The 17,048-nt window shown below is 70.0% G+C and carries 12 protein-coding genes, 2 tRNA genes and 1 pseudogene; 9 read left to right on the forward strand and 6 right to left on the reverse strand.

Annotated features, from left to right (window positions below; translation table 11 throughout):
* The first annotated feature begins 31 nt into the window (after positions 1 to 31).
* The 9 genes from trxA to IPN47_17045 all read left to right on the forward strand — a co-directional run bounded on the left by trxA (position 32) and on the right by IPN47_17045 (position 13,326).
* The gene (gene trxA / locus IPN47_17005) at positions 32 to 361 is read left to right on the forward strand and encodes a thioredoxin (GenBank protein MBK9409711.1); all 330 of its coding nucleotides are present in this window, start codon (positions 32 to 34) and stop codon (positions 359 to 361) included.
* A 136-nt stretch (positions 362 to 497) separates the two neighbouring features.
* A complete protein-coding gene (gene rsmI / locus IPN47_17010; GenBank protein MBK9409712.1) occupies positions 498 to 1,388 on the forward strand; it encodes a 16S rRNA (cytidine(1402)-2'-O)-methyltransferase in 891 nt (296 codons plus the stop codon).
* Between the two features lie 77 nt (positions 1,389 to 1,465).
* Positions 1,466 to 2,164, forward strand: a complete 699-nt coding sequence (locus IPN47_17015) for a DUF4159 domain-containing protein (GenBank protein ID MBK9409713.1) — start codon at positions 1,466 to 1,468, stop codon at positions 2,162 to 2,164.
* On the forward strand, positions 2,161 to 5,697 hold the full coding sequence (locus IPN47_17020; GenBank protein MBK9409714.1) for a hypothetical protein: 3,537 nt from the start codon (positions 2,161 to 2,163) through the stop codon (positions 5,695 to 5,697). The genes IPN47_17015 and IPN47_17020 overlap by 4 nt, the downstream gene beginning before the upstream one ends.
* 43 nt (positions 5,698 to 5,740) lie before the next feature.
* Complete coding sequence (locus tag IPN47_17025; GenBank protein ID MBK9409715.1) at positions 5,741 to 7,468, forward strand: hypothetical protein; 1,728 nt, start codon at positions 5,741 to 5,743, stop codon at positions 7,466 to 7,468.
* Between the two features lie 237 nt (positions 7,469 to 7,705).
* Positions 7,706 to 8,947, forward strand: coding sequence for an asparagine synthetase B (locus IPN47_17030; protein MBK9409716.1), 1,242 nt, complete (start codon positions 7,706 to 7,708; stop codon positions 8,945 to 8,947).
* Positions 8,948 to 9,032: 85 nt separating this feature from the next.
* Entirely contained in the window at positions 9,033 to 11,543 is a 2,511-nt protein-coding gene (locus IPN47_17035) for a helicase (protein ID MBK9409717.1), read from the forward strand.
* Between the two features lie 118 nt (positions 11,544 to 11,661).
* Positions 11,662 to 12,267: a fumarylacetoacetate hydrolase family protein gene (locus tag IPN47_17040; protein ID MBK9409718.1), complete on the forward strand. Its 606-nt coding sequence runs from the start codon at positions 11,662 to 11,664 to the stop codon at positions 12,265 to 12,267.
* Between the two features lie 108 nt (positions 12,268 to 12,375).
* Entirely contained in the window at positions 12,376 to 13,326 is a 951-nt protein-coding gene (locus tag IPN47_17045; GenBank protein ID MBK9409719.1) for a hypothetical protein, read from the forward strand.
* Positions 13,327 to 13,386: 60 nt separating this feature from the next.
* On the opposite strand, the gene lexA is transcribed toward IPN47_17045, so the two are convergent.
* The 6 genes and pseudogenes from lexA to IPN47_17075 form a co-directional block, all read right to left on the reverse strand.
* A complete protein-coding gene (gene lexA, locus IPN47_17050) occupies positions 13,387 to 14,031 on the reverse strand; it encodes a repressor LexA (GenBank protein ID MBK9409720.1) in 645 nt (214 codons plus the stop codon).
* Positions 14,032 to 14,106: 75 nt separating this feature from the next.
* Positions 14,107 to 15,366, reverse strand: a complete 1,260-nt coding sequence (locus tag IPN47_17055; protein MBK9409721.1) for a glutamate--tRNA ligase — start codon at positions 15,364 to 15,366, stop codon at positions 14,107 to 14,109.
* Positions 15,347 to 15,562 (reverse strand): annotated as a pseudogene (locus tag IPN47_17060) (glutamate--tRNA ligase). The gene IPN47_17055 and the pseudogene IPN47_17060 overlap by 20 nt, the downstream one beginning before the upstream one ends.
* 124 nt (positions 15,563 to 15,686) lie before the next feature.
* Positions 15,687 to 15,776, reverse strand: a tRNA-Ser gene (locus tag IPN47_17065).
* Positions 15,777 to 15,919: 143 nt separating this feature from the next.
* A tRNA-Ser gene (locus tag IPN47_17070) sits at positions 15,920 to 16,002 on the reverse strand.
* A gap of 121 nt (positions 16,003 to 16,123) precedes the next feature.
* A complete protein-coding gene (locus tag IPN47_17075) occupies positions 16,124 to 16,954 on the reverse strand; it encodes an HAD hydrolase family protein (GenBank protein MBK9409722.1) in 831 nt (276 codons plus the stop codon).
* Between the last annotated feature and the right edge of the window lie 94 nt (positions 16,955 to 17,048).

Raw genomic sequence — 17,048 nt, forward strand, 5'->3', positions numbered from 1 at the left:
TGGGGTGAATCCCCACGTGGAGGAATGCACGATGTCGAACACGATGGCGGTGACGGACGCGAACTTCGCCAGTGAGATCGAGCAGGCGAGTGGGCTGGCGGTCGTGGACTTCTGGGCCGAATGGTGCGGGCCGTGCCGTATGGTAGGCCCCATCGTCGACCAACTCGCCGCCGAGTACGCCGGAAAGGCGAAGGTCACGAAGCTCGATGTGGACAGCAACCAGAAGACGGCGATGAAGTACAACGTGCGCTCGATCCCGACGATCCTGTTCTTCAAGGACGGCAAGGTGGTCGACACGGTCATCGGCTTCGCGCCCAAGCCGGCGCTCGAGCAGAAGTTCAAGCAGCACTCGGCGAACTGAACGCGCTCGCGCGCGGCGGCTTCTCTTCGCGTCGGCCGGGGGGCACTCGCCCTCCGGCCGACGTCGTCTTGAGGCGGGTCGCTTCCCCCGCAGGTGAGGGTCGCGGGGGGGCATCTCGCGGTCGTATTCTTGGGGGGTGACCACGACACCTCCCGCTGCTGTCGCGCCCGACCTCTCCGGCGACGCTCCGCCTTCGACCGCGGGGACGCTCTACGTCGTCGCCACGCCGATCGGGAACCTGGGCGACATCACGTATCGCGCGGTCGAGACGCTGGGGCGCGTGTCGGTGATCCTGTGTGAGGACACGCGGCATTCCCGTGGGCTGCTCGACCACTACGGCATCACCACGCCGGTCGCATCGCTGCACGAGCATAACGAGGCGCGCGAGACGCCGCGCTTGCTCCGACGGCTGGGGGACGGGGAGTCGATGGCCCTGATCTCCGATGCCGGAACGCCGTTGGTGTCGGATCCCGGGGCTCGGCTCGTGCACGCCGCCGTCGAGGCCGGAGTTCCCGTCGTGCCGGTGCCGGGGCCCTCGGCGCTCATCACGGCGCTCAGCGCCGCTGGCCTGCCGACCGATGCCTTCACCTTTCTCGGCTTTCTCGCCCGCAAGGGGAAGGAGCGCGCGTCCCAACTCGAGTTGCTCAGCACCCTGCCGCACACAGGCGTAGTGTACGAGGCGCCCAATCGTGTGGGCGATACGCTGGAGGAGCTGGCACAGGTGATGGGGGGCGCGGCGAGTGCGCGACGCGCCGTGCTCGCGCGCGAGCTCACGAAGAAGTTCGAGGAGTTTCGCCGGGGGAGCGTGGTCGAGCTCGCGGCCGGCGCGCGCGAGCGACCACCGCGCGGCGAAGTCGTGCTGCTCATCGAAGGGTGCGGCGCGGTGGTCGTCGACGAAGCGGCGCTGCGCGACGCGGCGCAGGCGCTGCGTCGCGAGGGGGCCACCACGAAGGAAATCGTTCGCTCGCTCGTGGACCGGTTCGGCGCCGCGCGCAATCTGGCCTATCGTGTAGCACAGGACGCATGATCTCTCGTCGCCGCGTGGCTTTCCCCGCTCGCCTCCCCAGACTGGCTCTCGTGCTCCCTCGCCTGCTGTCTCGTCCGATGTCCCGCCCGCTCTCGCGTCTGCTGCGCTGTGGCCGAGTGGTCGCGCCGGTCCTCCTCCTGTCCCTCGCGGGCTTCGCACCGTCCTCGGCCACGCGGCTGGGGATTGCCCGCCTGCAGTATGATGGAGGGGGAGACTGGTATGCGAATCCGTCGAGCCTTCCCAACCTGTTGAAGGCGATCAACGAGCGCACGACGCTGCGTGTGGAGCCGACCGAGGGGCGTGTGACGCTGGCCGACGACCGGCTGTACGATTTCGCCTTCCTGCACATGACCGGTCACGGCACGGTGAAGTTCTCCGACCAGGACGTGACTCGGCTGCGGGAGTGGCTGCTGCGCGGCGGCTTCCTGCACGTGGACGACAACTACGGGCTCGACGAGAGCTTCCGGAAGGAGATTGCCCGCGTCTTTCCCGACCGTCCGCTGGTGGACGTTCCACTCTCGCACCCCATCTATCGCGTGGTGTATGACTTTCCGCGGGGGGTCCCCAAGGTGCACGAGCACGATGGCAAGCCGGCTCGAGGATACGGGATCTTCATCGGGGAGCGACTTGCGGTGTACTACACCAGCGAGAGCGACCTCGGGAACGGGTGGGAAGACGTGGGGACCTACAATGATCCACCGGCGCTGCACGAGACGGCGCTTCGCATGGGCGTGAATCTCTTCGTGTACGCGATCACCAGCCGGCCGGTCTCATGACGCTTCTCGAATTGGTGGAGCGCGAACGCCGAGGCGTCGCGCGGCAGTTGACGGCGGGGGGCGTGGCGCTGGTCGTGGCGGGCGCGGTGCTCGTCCTGCTTGCGGCCACGCTGGCGTTAGGCGACAGCCGTTGGCTGGCATTGCCGCGCATCACGCCGTTTGTCGGCTGGGCGGTGGCGCTCGGGGCGGCGGCACTGCTGGCGCGCTGGGTGCGCGGGCGGCTGACCGACGAGACGTCGGTGACCCGCATCGCCCATGCGGTGGAGCAGGAGCGACAGCTGCGCGCCGGCTCGGTGCGCGGGGCGCTGGAGGTGGCGGACGCCGGCGTGCTCGGTCGCCTCAACGCGGAGCAGGTGGCAGGGCGGTTGGCGGCGTTCGGGCCGCCGGCGCTGGCGCCGGGGCTGCGCAAGCAGGTCGCGCGCCGTGCGATGGGGGCACTGGGCGTTGCCGCGGTCGGGCTGCTGGCCCTCGTCTCGGCGGCGTCGGCGGCCCCGGATGGGTGGCGTGCGTTGTGGCACCCCGTCCGGGCGTGGAACGGCACCCTGCTGGGCGGGGTGACGCTGAGCGAGGCGCCGCGTTCGGTGCTGCGCGGCGAGAAGGTGCGGCTGACGGTCCGGGCTCCGGGGCGACGCCTGGTCACGGTGGCGCAGCGCGTGACGGGGAGTTCGTGGCGTTCCAGTGCCGTGGCGCTCATCGGCGACTCGGCCGTGGTGACGCTCGGCCCGCTCGACGCGGACCTGGCGCTGTATGCCACCGACGGGCGGAGCACGAGCGACACCATGGCGGTGCGCGTGGTCGATCGCCCGTTCATCGGCGACGTGACGATCAAGGCGGTGTATCCCGCCTACCTGGCCCGCAAGGCGGAGGCGATCGCGTTAGGCGAGCTGGTGCGGATTCCGCGCGGGACGGTCCTGGAGATCGACGGGCATTCGTCGACGGAGCTGTCGACCGTGACGTTGGCGGGGACGGGACTGCGCGCGTCGCTGGAGGTGTCGGACCGCAGCTTCCGCGGCCGCCTGCAGCCGACGGTTGGCGGGACGTTCGCCTGGGCCGCCACCGGGCGGAACGGGGCCATCGAGGACCTGCCGCCCGCCCTCCAGCTGGAGGTGCAGGCCGACTCGGCGCCGCGCGTGGAGATCCTGTCGCCGGGGCGCGATACGCTGGTGCTGGTGCGCGACACGATCGGGGTGTCGGTGCTCGCCACCGACGACCACGGGTTGTCGACGGCGTCGCTGCGGGTCACGATCGTCAATGCCCGCGGCGAGGTGCGTTCATCGGTGACGCGGGCGTTAGGCAAGGCCGAAGGGGAGCAATTCCAGGGGCAGCTGTCGCTCTCGATGTCGGCGCTGACCCCCGGCGACGCCATGAAGCTGGTCGCGGTCGCCACCGATGGGTCGCCGTGGCGGCAGGCCGGCGAGAGCCCGGAGATCACGCTGCGCCTCCCGAGCGTGAGCGAGCAGCGCGAGGCGATGCGCAATGCCGCCGACTCGGCGGTCGCGCAGGCGCAGGCCACGGCCAACGCGCAGAAGCAGCTCAACCAGCGGACCGCCGACGCCGCCAAGGCGCGGCAGCGCGAGCCGCAGAAGGGCAGCAAGGACGCCATGTCGTACGAGGCGGCCGAGCAGGCCAAGCAGTTCGCCAAGGAGCAGCGGCAGCTGGCGGACCGCATGCAGCAGATGCAGCAGATGGCGAAGAACATGGAGCAGCAGCTCAAGCAGGCCGGGGCGCTGGACAGCGCGCTGCAGGACCGGTTGCGCGAGGCGCAGAAGCTGCTGCGCGATGCCCTGACGCCCGAGCTGCAGGAGAAGCTCCGCAAGCTCGAGCAGGCGTCGCAGAACATGTCGCCTGACGAGTCGCGCAAGGCGCTGCAGGACCTGGCCGACCAGCAGCGCAAGTTGCGCGAGCAGCTGGAGAAGAGCGTGGAGATGCTCAAGCGCGCCGCGCTCGAGGGGCAGATGCAGACGCTCAAGGACGAGGCGAAGGACCTGGCCAAGAAGCAGCGCGAGCTGGTCGATTCGATGCGCACGGCCGACCAGCAGCAGGAGAAGCGCGCCGCCGAGCAGCTCGCCAAGGAGCTCTCCGACCGGGCGAAGAACCTGCAGGAGGACGTGAAGCAGCTGCAGGAGCGCCTGAAGAAGGAGAAGGCCGAGGCGGGGGCCGATCGGGTGCAGGAGGCCAACGACAAGATCGACGAGTCGCTGGAGAAGCTGCAGCAGGCCATGCGCGAGCAGGGGCAGAAGCAGCAGGGGCAGCCCGGCGAGAAGCAGGAGGGGCAGCCCGGCCAGCCGCAGGCAGGGGAGAAGCAGGGACAGCAGGGGCAACAGGGGCAGAAGCAGTCCGGCGAGAAGCAGCCCGGCGGGGAGAAGCAGCCGGGGGGCGAGAAGCAGCAAGGGGGCGAGAAGCAGCAGGGGCAATCCGCCCAGCAGGGACAGCAGGGGCAGTCGTCCAACGATCCCAAGCAGCAGGGGCAGAGCCAGCAGCAGGGGCAGGGACAGAAGGGCGGACAGGCGGGCCAGCAGCAGGGCAACGAGGCGTCGGCCGAGCAGGCGGCGAAGGCGATGGAAGACGCCGCCAACGAGCTCGGGAAGGCGCGCGAGCAGCAGGTGGGGGAGTGGAAGAAGGAGCTCACCGGCGAGATGGATCGCTCGATCCAGGAGATGTTGCAGCTGGCGCGGGAGCAGGACAACCTGGAGCAGCAGGCGCGCAGCGGCACGTCGCCGTCCGACCTGCGGGCGCAGCAGAGCGCCCTGCAGCAGGGCGTGGACAAGACGATGCAGCGGCTGCAGCAGGCGGCGACCAAGTCGAACCTGTTGTCGCAGCGGTCGCTGCGCATGATGACGGATGCCCGCCGCAAGGTGGAGGAGGCGACGGCGCAGACGCAGCGCGCGCAGACCGGCCAGCAAATGGCGAGCGCGATGCGCGAGGCCGGGGAGTCGCTCAACCAGGCGGGGGCGTCGTTGGTGCGCGATCGCGAGCGCACGCAGAACAGCGAGTCGTCTACCGGCTTTGCCGAGATGCTCGAGCAGCTGCAACAGATGAGCAAGGCGCAGCAGGCGCTCAACTCGGCGGCGCAGGACCTCATGCCCAAGCCCGGCAGCAAGATGGACGGGCAGGGGCAGAATGCGGCGCGCGAACTGGCCAAGCAGCAGCGCGAGGTGGCGGCCAAGCTCGAGGAGCAGGGCGATCGCGACGAGACGGGGCGATCGGATGAGATGGCGCGCGAGGCGCGGCAGATCGCGCAGCAGCTCGAGTCGGCCAACCTCGATGCGGCGGTGCTCGAGCGTCAGCAGCGGCTCTTCCGCAAGATGCTCGACGCGGGGCGCCTGCTCGAGGAGGACCAGCGCGAGGATACCGGCAAGCGCGAGGCGAAGTCGTGGACGGGGACGGAGACGTTCACGCCGCAGGGAACCTCCGCCAGCGGCAAGGGGGCGTCGAAGTTCACTCCGCCCACCTGGAACGAACTGCGCGGCCTGACGCCCGAGGAGCGGCGCCTGGTGCTGGAGTACTTCAAGCGGATCAATGCGAAACCTTGAGGGCGGAAGACGGGAAGACGGGAAGACGGGAGGACGAGTGAGGGTGGCGTGCACGCCCTGTCGTCATCTCGTCTTCTCGCTCCTGCTGCTGTTCTCGTGTCCGCTCGTGGGGCGCGCGCAGGCGGGGAATGCGCCCGCGCCGTCGCCGTTGGTGCGGGCGCTCGATCTCGAAGGGGCGGGGAAGTGTCGCGAGGCGATCCCGCTCTATCGGCAGGCGCTGGAAGGGACGGAGGATCCGGTCGGCACCGTGCTGGGGCTGGAGCGTTGCTACGCGATGATCGGGGGGAGCGAGGCGATTCTCCCACTCGTCGATTCGCTCCTTGCGCGCCGGCCGCGTGACCCGATGCTGCGCACCGTGCAGCTGCGCACGCTGATCGGGGTGCGACGGGAACGGGAGGCGGAGGGGGCATTCGACCAGTGGATCGCGGTATCGCCGCGCGACGCGGCGCCGTTTCGCGAGTACGCGCGCCTCCTGCTCGATGCCGGGCGAGCCGCCGCGGCCGATACGGTGCTTCGTGGTGCGGTGCAGGTGCTAGGCGGGACGCGAGACCTGGCGGCCGAGTTTGCGCAGATGCAGGCGGCGCTTGGGCTCTGGCTGCCGTCGGCGAGGAGCTGGCGGGAGGCGAGCCAGACGATGCCGTACATGGAACAGGCGGCGGTCTTCTCCATGCTGCCGACCCCGGACTCGCTGCGTGACAGCGTGCGCGCCGTCTTTGCCGCGGTCCCGGTGACGCTGGCGCCGCGGCGCATCCTGGCGTCGCTGGAGACGCGCTGGCGCTCGGCGCGCGAGGGGTGGGTCGTGCTGTCGGCGCTGGCGCCGACCGATTCGGTGGTGCAGGCGTGGATCGATTTCGCGGCGGAGGCCGAGGGGAACGAGGCGTGGCTGACGGCGCGCGATGCGTACGTGGCGGCGGCCGCGAGACGTCCGGCGGAATCGGCGCTGGCGGTCCGGGCGGCGACGGCGGCACTCAACGGCGGGGAGCCGTCGTCCGCGCTCGCGATTCTGGAGCCTCGGCTCGCGTCGGTCGATTCGAGCGAGACGGGGGCGGTGGCGGTGCTGCAGGTGCGCGCCCTGGCCGCCCTCGGGCGCGCACCGGCCATCGAGCAGGTCATCGCCACCCGCAGCGCGCAGTTGGGGCCGGAAGGCGTTCGCCAGGCGCAACGCGCGCTGGCGTGGGCGTGGATCCGGAGTGGGCAGCTGCCCAAGGCGCGCGCCGCCCTGGTGGCGGGAGGGGGCGGGACGGAGGAGGACGAACGGGTGGAGGCGTGGTTGGCGCTGTACGAAGGGGACCTCAAGACGGCGCGTGGCGGATTGCGGCGCACCGACGAGACGTCGCGGGACGTGGTGACGGCGATGGCCCTGCTGTCGCGCACGCGCGTGGAGCGGGCGCCGGCCGTGGGCGAGGCCTTCCTCGCCCTCGCGAAGGGCGACACGGCAGCGGCGGCGCGACAGTTCGAGGCGACGGCCGAAGGGTTGGCCGACGCCAGGCCGTTCGTGTTGCTCCTGGCGGCGAGACTGTCGCTCGCGGCGCGGGATTCGACGCACGCCGCGGCGCTCTGGCAGCAGTTGGTGGACGGCTTCGCCGATGCCCCGGAGGCAGCGGAGGCCGAGCTCGACTGGGCTCGCCTGCTGCGCCGCCGTGGTGATGGGGCGGGGGCGATTGCCCACCTGGAGCACCTGATCCTGACTTACCCGCAGAGCGCGCTGGTACCGCAGGCGCGGCGTGAACTCGAGCTGGCGCGCGGGACGGTGCCGCCGTCGCGCGGGTAGCGTGGTGTGCGCGCGATGAAAATGTCGTCGATCTCGGCTGAGAGATACGGGGGGCCCCCCCCGAAACAGAATCTCGCATCCTCCTCACGTTCCTCCGTCATCATTTCCTTGCCGTCGTCATCCTTTTCGCTGCGCCGCCGTCCACCCGCGCCCTCAGGCGAGCACCGCCGCTCGCTCGGTCGCCCCGTTCCGCGACGCGTCCCATCCGCCCTCCCGCGCCTCGTCGCGCGTGCGTTCCTGCTCCTCGCGGTCGCCCTCACGCCGGCGATCGCGCGCGCGCAACACGTGCTCGTCCCCATGGACGACGACCAGGGCAATCACCTCAAGGCCTACGGGCTCACCTTCAACGCGCTGCGCGACGGCAACAAGGCGGAGTGGTTCATCAACTACCGCGGCGGGGCGTTCCTCCTGCCTGACCTGTCCGAGCTGAAGAAGCGCGCCACGCTCGACGGCGTGACCTTCGAGGTCATCGACAACGGACGACTCGCCGCCATCCGCGCCGAGATTGCGTCGGGCAACATGGACGCCATCTCGCTCGAGCGCGCCCCGAAGGTCGCCATCTACAAGCCGGCCAAGTCGCCCCCCTGGGATGACGCCGTGACGCTCGCGCTGCAATACGCGGGGATCGAGTTTTCCTCCGTGTACGACGAGGAAGTCGTGGCCGGAGACCTCTCCAAGTACGACTGGTTGCACCTGCACCACGAGGACTTCACGGGACAGCAGAACAAGCTCTATCTCGGCTTCCGTGACACCCCGTGGTTCATCGAGCAGCGGGAGCGCGCCCTCGCCAGCGCCCGCAAGCTGGGCTTTGCCAACATCCCGGCCATGAAGAAGCAGGTCGCCGAGCGGATGCGGCAGTTCGTGGAGCGCGGCGGCTTCCTCTTCGCCATGTGCGGCGCGACCGAGACGCTCTCGCTCGCCATCGCCGCGCACCAGACCGACATCGCCGGGAGCTTTGCCGACGGCACGCCGGTCGACGAGGCCGCCGACAGCAAGCTCGATTGGGATCGGTCGTTCGCCTTCAAGGACGTGCACCTCGAGCCGTCGCCGTTCGTGAATTCGATGAGCGACATCGATGGGCATCAGGTCAATGTCCCGGGGCGACGCCAGCCGCTGGGGCAGTTCTCGCTCTTCCAGTTCTCGGCCAAGTTCGACCCGGTTTCGTCGATGCTCGTGCAGAACCACCGCACCGTCATCCCCGACTACTACGGCGTGACCACGTCGTTCACCAAGGGGACGATCAAGCAGGGGGTGACCTTGCTCGCGCAGGAGGAGGGGGCCCCGTGGGCCAAGTACATCCACGGCGACTACGGCAAGGGGTCGTGGACCTACCTTGGCGGGCACGATCCGGAGGATCCGCAGCACAACATCGGCGCGGCGCCGACCGACCTCTCGCTGCACCCAACGTCGCCGGGGTATCGGCTCATTCTCAACAACGTGCTGTTTCCGGCGGCGAAGAAGAAGCCGTTGAAGACCTAGAGGACGGGAAGACGGGAAGACGGGAAGACGAGTGAGGGCGCGAGGGGCATCGTGCTCGGCGTCGTGCGGGTGCGTAAATTGAGGCATGCCCGCCGCCGACGCTTCCGCTCGTATCGCGCCTAACGCGGCCGCGGCCGTGCGGGCGGCGATCCGGCTGGCGGGGGGACGCGAGGTCTGCTTCGTCTGCAAGGTCGACGAACGCGAGGTGATCGTGGGAGCGCGCGTGGTGGCGCGCGGCGACGTGAAGTCGGTGCTGGCCCTTCCCGGCTTCGCGCAGCGGGGCGAACTGCTCCTCCACAATCACCCGTCGGGGAACCTCGAGCCGTCAGGCCCCGATCTCGAGATCGCCGCGCGGATGCACGACGCGGGGGTGGGCTTCGCCATCGTCGACAACGAGGCCAGCGAGGTCTACGTCGTCGTCGAGGTCCCGCGCGAACGCCGGCAGGCCCCGGTCGACGTGCGCGGGGTCGACGCCCTGCTCGGCGCCGCCGGTCCCATCGCCCGCCTGCACCAGCGCTACGAGGACCGCGCCTCGCAGCGTGGCTTTGCCCGCACGATCGCGCGGCTGTACAACGGCGGCGGGATCGGCGTGCTGGAGGCGGGGACCGGGGTCGGCAAGTCGTTAGGCTACCTGGTTCCGGCGCTGCGCTGGGCCGCGCAGAACGGCGAGCGCACGGTCGTCTCGACCAACACGATCAACCTGCAGGAACAGCTGGTCGGCAAGGACCTCCCGTTCCTCGCCCGCGCGCTCGAGGACCAGCCGGTGCGATTCGCCCTCCTCAAGGGGTGGCACAACTACGTCTGCCTGTTGCGGCTGGAACAGGCGCGCGGCGCCGGGGCGACGCTCTTCGATCCCGGGTCGGTCGCCGACATGGAGGCGATCGCCGCGTGGGCCGAGCGCACCGGCGACGGCAGCTTGAGCGACCTGGTCACCCCGCCCAAGCCCGACGTGTGGGACGAAGTGGCCGCCGAGCCCGACCTGTGCCTGCGGCTGCAATGCCCGCACTTCGATCGCTGCTTCCTCTTTGCGGCGCGGCGGCAGGCGGCGCAGGCCGACGTGATCGTCGTCAACCACCACCTGCTCCTGGCCGACCTCGCGGTGCGCCGCGCCTCGCAGAAGTGGGACGATTCGGCGGTCCTCCCGCCGTACTCCCGCCTCGTCATCGACGAGGGGCACCACCTGGAGGATGCCGCCGCCAGCCACCTTGGGGCGACGGCCACCCGTCGCGGGCTGCAGCGCCTCTTTGGTCGGCTGGAGCGACGCGGCAAGGGACTCCTCCCCACGCTCGCCGCACGCCTCTCGACCCGGAAGGACCTGCTCAGCGTCGCCTCGCTCGACCTGGTGCACGCCCGCCTCTTTCCCTCGGCGGTCGCCGCCCGCGAGAAGGGCGGGGTGGTCTTCGACCTGCTGGACGGCCTCATGCACGAGGCGCGCGTCCCGGTATTGCGGCTGACGGAGACCTTCGCTGATCATCCCATCTGGCGCGCCGGGCTCGCGGCGGCGCTCGAAGACCTGCTGCGCGAACTGGCGCTGCTGGGCGACAACCTGCGCCTCGTCCGCGAGCGCCTGGAGACCGACGAGCAGGCGCTCGAGGCGCAGGCCGCGCTGCTCGGCGAACTGCGCGGTGTGTCGCGCCGCCTGGACAATGCGGGCGATGCGCTGCGCGAGGGGCTCACCCCCGCTGGCAAGCACCCCACCGTGCGCTGGCTCGAAGTGCGCGGCAAGGAGCGCAACCTGGCGGTCACCTCCGTCCCGCTCGACCTCGCCCCGATCCTGCGCGAGGACCTCTTCAAGCGACTCGAGACGGCGATCGTCACCAGCGCCACGCTCTCGACCGACGGCAAGTTCGACTTCGTGCGCGCGCGCCTCGGCCTCACGGAGGACGACGTGGAGCCGGAGACGCAGGTCTTCCCCTCGCCCTTCGACTATCCGTCGCAGGCGATGCTCGCGGTCCCGACCGACATCCCGGCGCCTAACGTCGATCCGCGCGGGCACTTCGAGGCCGTGGTCGATGCGATCGCCGAGGTGGCGCATGCGGCTGGCGGTGGGGTCTTCGCCCTGTTCACCTCGCACCGCGACGTACGCGAGGCGGCGCAGGTGCTGCGCGAGCGTGGCGTCGACCAGCGCTTCCCGTTGATGGTGCACGGCGAGGACGGGCGGGCCGCCCTCCTGCGCCGCTTCACCGACGCTGGACACGCGATCCTGCTCGGCACGTCGTCCTTCTGGGAAGGGGTCGACGTTCCGGGCGATCCGCTGCGGGCCCTCGTCCTGAGCAAGCTCCCCTTCAAGGTCCCCACCGAGCCGCTCACCGCGGCGCATTGCGAGGCCATCGCCTCGCGCGGTGGCGATCCCTTCCGGGAGTACATGATCCCCCACGCCGCCTTGCGCCTCAAGCAGGGTTTCGGGCGCCTCATCCGGACGGCGACCGACCAGGGGGTGGTGGTCCTGATGGATCCGCGCGCCGAGTCCAAGCCGTTCGGCCGTGAATTGGTGGAGGGGCTCCCGCCCGCCCGCCGCGTGATTGCGCCGTGGTCGGAAGTGGCCCGCGAAATCACCCGATTCTACGCCCGCCCGGGGAAGCCGAAGCTGGGCTGACGCGGTAACTTAGGAGAGGCGTTCACACGGAGAAGGCTGGTCCCCTGCCAGCGGTGGGGGTGCTAGCTCTCGTCTTCTCGTCTTCCCGTCTTCCGTCTTCCCGTCTTCCCGTCTACCCATGACGCGTCCCTCAAAGATCGTCTGCATCGGCCGCAACTACGTCGACCACGCCAAGGAGCTCGGCAACGACGTTCCCAAGGAACCGCTGTTCTTCCTCAAGCCGCCGTCGTCCCTCATCGGTGACGGCGACGCGATCGTGCTCCCGCCGCAGTCGGCCCGGGTGGAGTTCGAGGGAGAGATCGCGATCGTGATCGGGAAGACGCTCAAGAACGCGACCGAGGCCGAGGCCGTCGCCGGCGTGGCCGGGGTGGTTGCCCTCAACGACGTCACGGCGCGCGACCTGCAGTTCAAGGACTCGCAGTGGACACGCGCGAAGGGGTTCGACACCTTCTGCGCCGTTGGAACGCCAAAGGAAGGGACCTTTGACTTCGGCGCCCTCGAGGTCGTGACACGCGTCAACGGCGTGGAACGGCAGCGGGCGCACGGCTCCGACATGGTCTTCTCGGTTCCGTACCTCCTGTCCTATGTCTCGCACGTCATGACGCTCGAGCCGGGCGACCTCATGGCGACCGGGACTCCCGCCGGCGTGGGGCCGCTCTCGGCTGGTGATGTCGTGGAAGTGGAGATCGTGGGTGTCAGCTCTGTGAAGAATTCTGTTCGATAGCCGACGGATTCACGCCGCAACACACGGCGATGGAAACCCGTTGATCCATCAGGGTTACCAAGATCGGGCGCCCTTCGCTCCAGGCCGCGGTCATTCCTCCCCTCCTCGATGCTGACACTGCAACGGCACCACAACCGAGACCTTCCCGCGCCCGCCGCCCGATCGGCGCGCGCGACGGCGATATCGGTGGTGGTGCACGTGTTCGTGGTCATCGGCCTGCTGCAGGCGCTGCAATCGACTGGCGCCATCCAGCGCATCTTCGTGACGCGCACCTTCTCGTTCGAACAGCCGAGGGAGCGCCTCCAGTACCTCACCGTCACGCCGCCCCGGGTCAAGCCGGTGCAGCCGGTGGTCGAAGCCCCGCGCCCGACCGCCTCGCGCGCCTCGGTCGAGGGGGCGGAGCGGGCCGGGCGGACGCAGGGGGGGGCGACCACGACCGAGGGGCCGGCCATCCCGACCGTCCCGCTGGTTGCCCCGAGCACCGTCCCTACGGGGGTGCCCGCCCCGGGGGCGGGCTTCGACGTGAACGTCGGGACTCCGGCCACGGGGCCGCTGGCCAGCGGGCGCGGGGCGGTGAAGGGACTCCAGCCCGGCTACGTCGACCCGCGCCTGTGGCCCAACGCCGCGGCGATCGAGTACGCGCCCAAGACCGACGAACAGCGCCTCGACTCGGCGGTCGTGTCGAGCATCATGCGCTATCGCGACTCGGTCCTGGCCAACACGTACAACCCCAACAAGTTCGAGCGCGGCGACTGGACCTACCGCACGAAGGACGGCAAGCGCTACGGGATCGACCAGCAGTTCATCCGCCTGGGGAAGTTCTCGATCCCCACGGCGCTCCTCGGACTGCTCCCCCTCAACCAGATGCAGGGGAACCCGGTCGAGAACGAGCGTCAGGCGCGGCTGGCGGCGATGCGCGTCGACATCATGCAGGGGGCGCAGGCGGCGATGAACGAGGAAGAGTTCCGCCAGGCGGTGAAGAAGATCCGCGCCCGGAAGGACAAGGAGCGCAAGGAAGCGGAGCAGCGGAAGAAGGCCGAGACCAAGCCGATCTCGTAGGAGACCAGGCGTGTTGCGCCTGGCGGCATCGACGGCCGCCCTCTGGGCGCCGCGACCGGCTTAACCGTCGGCGTCGGGAACGTCCGGTGCGTCGTGCCAGGTGCGAAAGACGGCGGTCACGACGCCCAGCACGGAGAAGTCGTCGCTCGGCCCCAGGAAGAGCTCGCGCGCGTCGCCGTTGGTGGCCGTGAGCGAGAGCACCGCACCCTGACGCTGCACCACGCGCACCAGGACGTGCGACCCGACGCGCGCCGCCACCAGGTCGCCGTCGCGCGCTCGCGTCGACGGGGCGATGAGGACCCAGTCGCCGTCGTGCACCCCACGGGCCATCATCGCGTCGCCGCCGTGGCGCAGGAAGAAGGCGTCGCTGGCCGGGACGAAGGCGCGGTCCATTGCCACCCAGCGCTCGCGGTTCTCGTTCGTTAGGTGCGGCTCGACGGGATTGACGCGCGCGTACAGCGGCACCGGTTGCACCTGTCCCATCGACGACCAGCCCACGATGCGCACGCCGCGCGAGCGCGCGCCTTCCCGCTCGATGAACCCCTTGTCGGCCAGCGCCTGCAGCACCTCGGCCACCGTCTTGGTCGACTTGATGCGAAAACGCCGCCCGATCTCCCGGACGCTCGGCTGGTACGTGTTCTGTGCCAGGAAGTCCAGGAGGTAGTGGTAGACGCGCCGTTCGAGCGGCGAGAGCGGGTCGTTCATGTCGTCGGGAGGGGGCGATGGCCGGCGCGAGGCGGGCGGACGACGATGCACCGCCCGGGGCGCAGCGTCAACCGGTCACGTTCCCGAGCCGGGAGCGCTCAGGTGCACGACGGCGCGGTCGAGGCGCGCGAGCGAGCGGTCCCGACCGATCGCCAGGAGGACATCGAAGATGCCAGGGGTGGCCGCGACGCCGGTCAACGCCACGCGCATCGGCTGGAAGATCTTCCCAGCCCCGACCCCGCGCTGTTCGCCAAGCGACCGCAATGCGCCCTCCATCGCCTCGGCGCTCCACTCGCTGGCCGCCAGGCAGTCGCGGACGGCGCGGAGGAGGTCGGCGCTCGCCGAGGCGTCCTTCCACTGCTTGGCGACCGCATCGGCATCGTAGGCGAAGTCGTCCAGGAAGTAGGGGCGACACTGCGCCACGAGCTCGGGGACGGTGCGCGCGCGGACCCGCAGCAGCTCGAGCAGGCGGTGCCACCAGTCCGTGCGCGCCTCGAGCTCCTCGGCGGTCGCCAGCCCGGCCTCGACCACGAACGGGCGGAGGTAGGCATCGAGCGGCCCGATGGGCGCCTGGGCCAGGTGCTGCCCATTCATCCACTCGAGCTTCTTCGCATCGAACACGGCCGCCTTCTTGAGTAGCCCGTGGGCCGAGAAGTAGTCGATGAGCTCCTGGCGCGTCATGACCTCGCGATCGCCTCCCGGCGACCAGCCGAGCAGCGCCAGGAAGTTGCACATGGCGTCGGGAAGGATCCCGAGTTCGCGATAGTCGCCCACGGCGGTGGCGCCGTGCCGCTTGGAGAGCTTCTTCCCGTCCATCCCATGGATCATCGGGAGGTGGGCGAAGGTGGGCAGGGCCGCGCCTAACGCTTCGTACAGGAGGATCTGCTTCGGCGTGTTGGAGATGTGGTCATCGCCGCGCATGACGAGCGTGATCCCCATCGCGATGTCGTCGGAGACGACCGCCAGGTTGTAGATCGGCGTCCCGTCGGAGCGCAGGATGATGAAGTCGTCGATGTCCTTGTTGGGGAACTCGATGTGCCCGTGCACGAGGTCCACCCAGCCGGTCGCCCCTTCGGGGACCCGGAAGCGGATCGTATACGGGTCGCCGCGGTCGAGGCGCGCCTGTAGCTCCTCGGGTGAGAGCTCGGCCATGCGCCGGTCGAAGTGGAACTGCTCGCCGCGGGCCTCGGCCTCCCAGCGCAGGTGATCGAGTTCCTGCGCGGTGGTGAAGTCGTGGTAGGCTGCCCCCGAGTCGAGGAGGCGATAGGCGTCGGCCTGGTGCCGCGGGAGATTGGCCCCCCTGGAAGGTGACCTCTTCGTCCCAATCGAGGCCAAGCCACTCCATCCCCTCGAAGATGGCGCGCGTGCTCTCGTCGGTGCTGCGGGCGCGGTCCGTATCCTCGATGCGGAGGAGGAACTTGCCGCCGGTCTTGCGCGCGTAGAGCCAGTTGAAGAGCGCGGTGCGCGCCCCGCCGACGTGGAGGTAGCCGGTGGGCGAGGGGGCGAAGCGGAGGCGCGGGGGTGTGGTCACGCGAAGATCGATGGAAGGGGCACTCGGGTCCGTCGCGCGCTGGTCGAGTCGCGCCGAACGCGAGACGGGAGACGGAGGACACTTTCGTCTCCCGTCTCCCGTCTCGAAGCTGCTGTTGTTGTCACGGAGACGGAGGGATTCGAACCCTCGATACAGGTTGACCCCGTATGCCGGTTTAGCAAACCGGTGCCTTCAGCCTCTCGGCCACATCTCCCAGGGCGTGCTTTTGTCTGTCCGGGCGCTTCAGGAGCTTTGTCGGACCGGGAGGATGTTAGTCCCGGGTGGGGGAGAGGTCAACGGACCGGGGGGAACGCGGGCCTCGCCGAGACGGCGACGGACGCGAACACCGAGCGAGAGCGGAGGGCAAGGGATTCGAACCCCTAAGTCCTTGCGGACGCCGGTTTTCAAGACCGGTGCAATAGCCATTCTGCCAGCCCTCCCGATCTTGGGATTATGACGGAGGAGCGCTCCGTGGGCAACGGGGCATCCCTCTCCGGGCTCCTCGGCGGAAGCGGCCTCACCCCCCGCGCCACGCATCCCCGTTGCGCCGCGCGCGATCGCTCAGGCCCGGGTTGCCAGCGCCATCGCCACCGCCTGGACCACTCCATCGTCCTCCACGTTCCCCACCACGTGGCGGGCGAGCGCCAGCGCCGGCGGCTCGGCGTTCCCCATCGCCACCGGCCACCCCACCAGCCGCAACGCGGGCGTGTCATTGAGTCCATCGCCTACGTACATCACGTTTTCGAGCGCGACGCCGTACGCGGTGGCGATGGCGCGGACGGCCGATCCCTTGTCCACGCCGGTGCGCGTGAGGTTGACGAAGACGTGATCGGGGAGCGCCGGCCCTAACGAGGGTGAGACCTCGAGGCCGGGATGGGGTTCGGCGAGTACCGCCGCCAGCTCGTCGTGCGCCAGCAGCCACTGGGCGCGCACCACCGGTGGGGGCAATGACTCGAACGCCCGGGGGGCGAAGGCGAGGCCCAGCAGCGAGGCGTGCACGCGAGCAATCTCCGACACGCTCTCCGTCACGTACTCGTCGTCGCTGTACAGCTCGAGCGGACGGTCACACGCGCGGGCACGCGCCACCAGCATGGACACGGTCTCGGGTGCGAGGGCGCTGGACTGCGAGCCTCCGCTGCCCAGGTGAAGGACGCTGGCCCCATTCTGGAAACAGTGCCACCCGGCGGCGTCGACGCGCAGGGCCAGGTCGCGCGTGACGCCGAAGCCCGGACGCCCGGAGCAGATCGCCAGCTGCACGCCGGCGTCCCGTGCCCGGGCGAGGGCGTCCCACACGCCATCACGCACAGCACCGGCGGCTCCGAGCAACGTCCCGTCGACGTCGAGGCAGATCAGCGCGACGGCGCCGTCGCGCGATGGGGCAGGGCGCGTCACGCCACCTCAGCCGTCAGCTGCAGCGGTGCGGCAGGCGGACACGCCATCAGGACGTTGCGCCGACGGGTGCCGCGCTCGCCATTGCCGCCGCGAT

Source organism: Gemmatimonadota bacterium (assembly GCA_016719105.1).
Classification (GTDB): Bacteria; Gemmatimonadota; Gemmatimonadetes; order Gemmatimonadales; family Gemmatimonadaceae; genus SCN-70-22.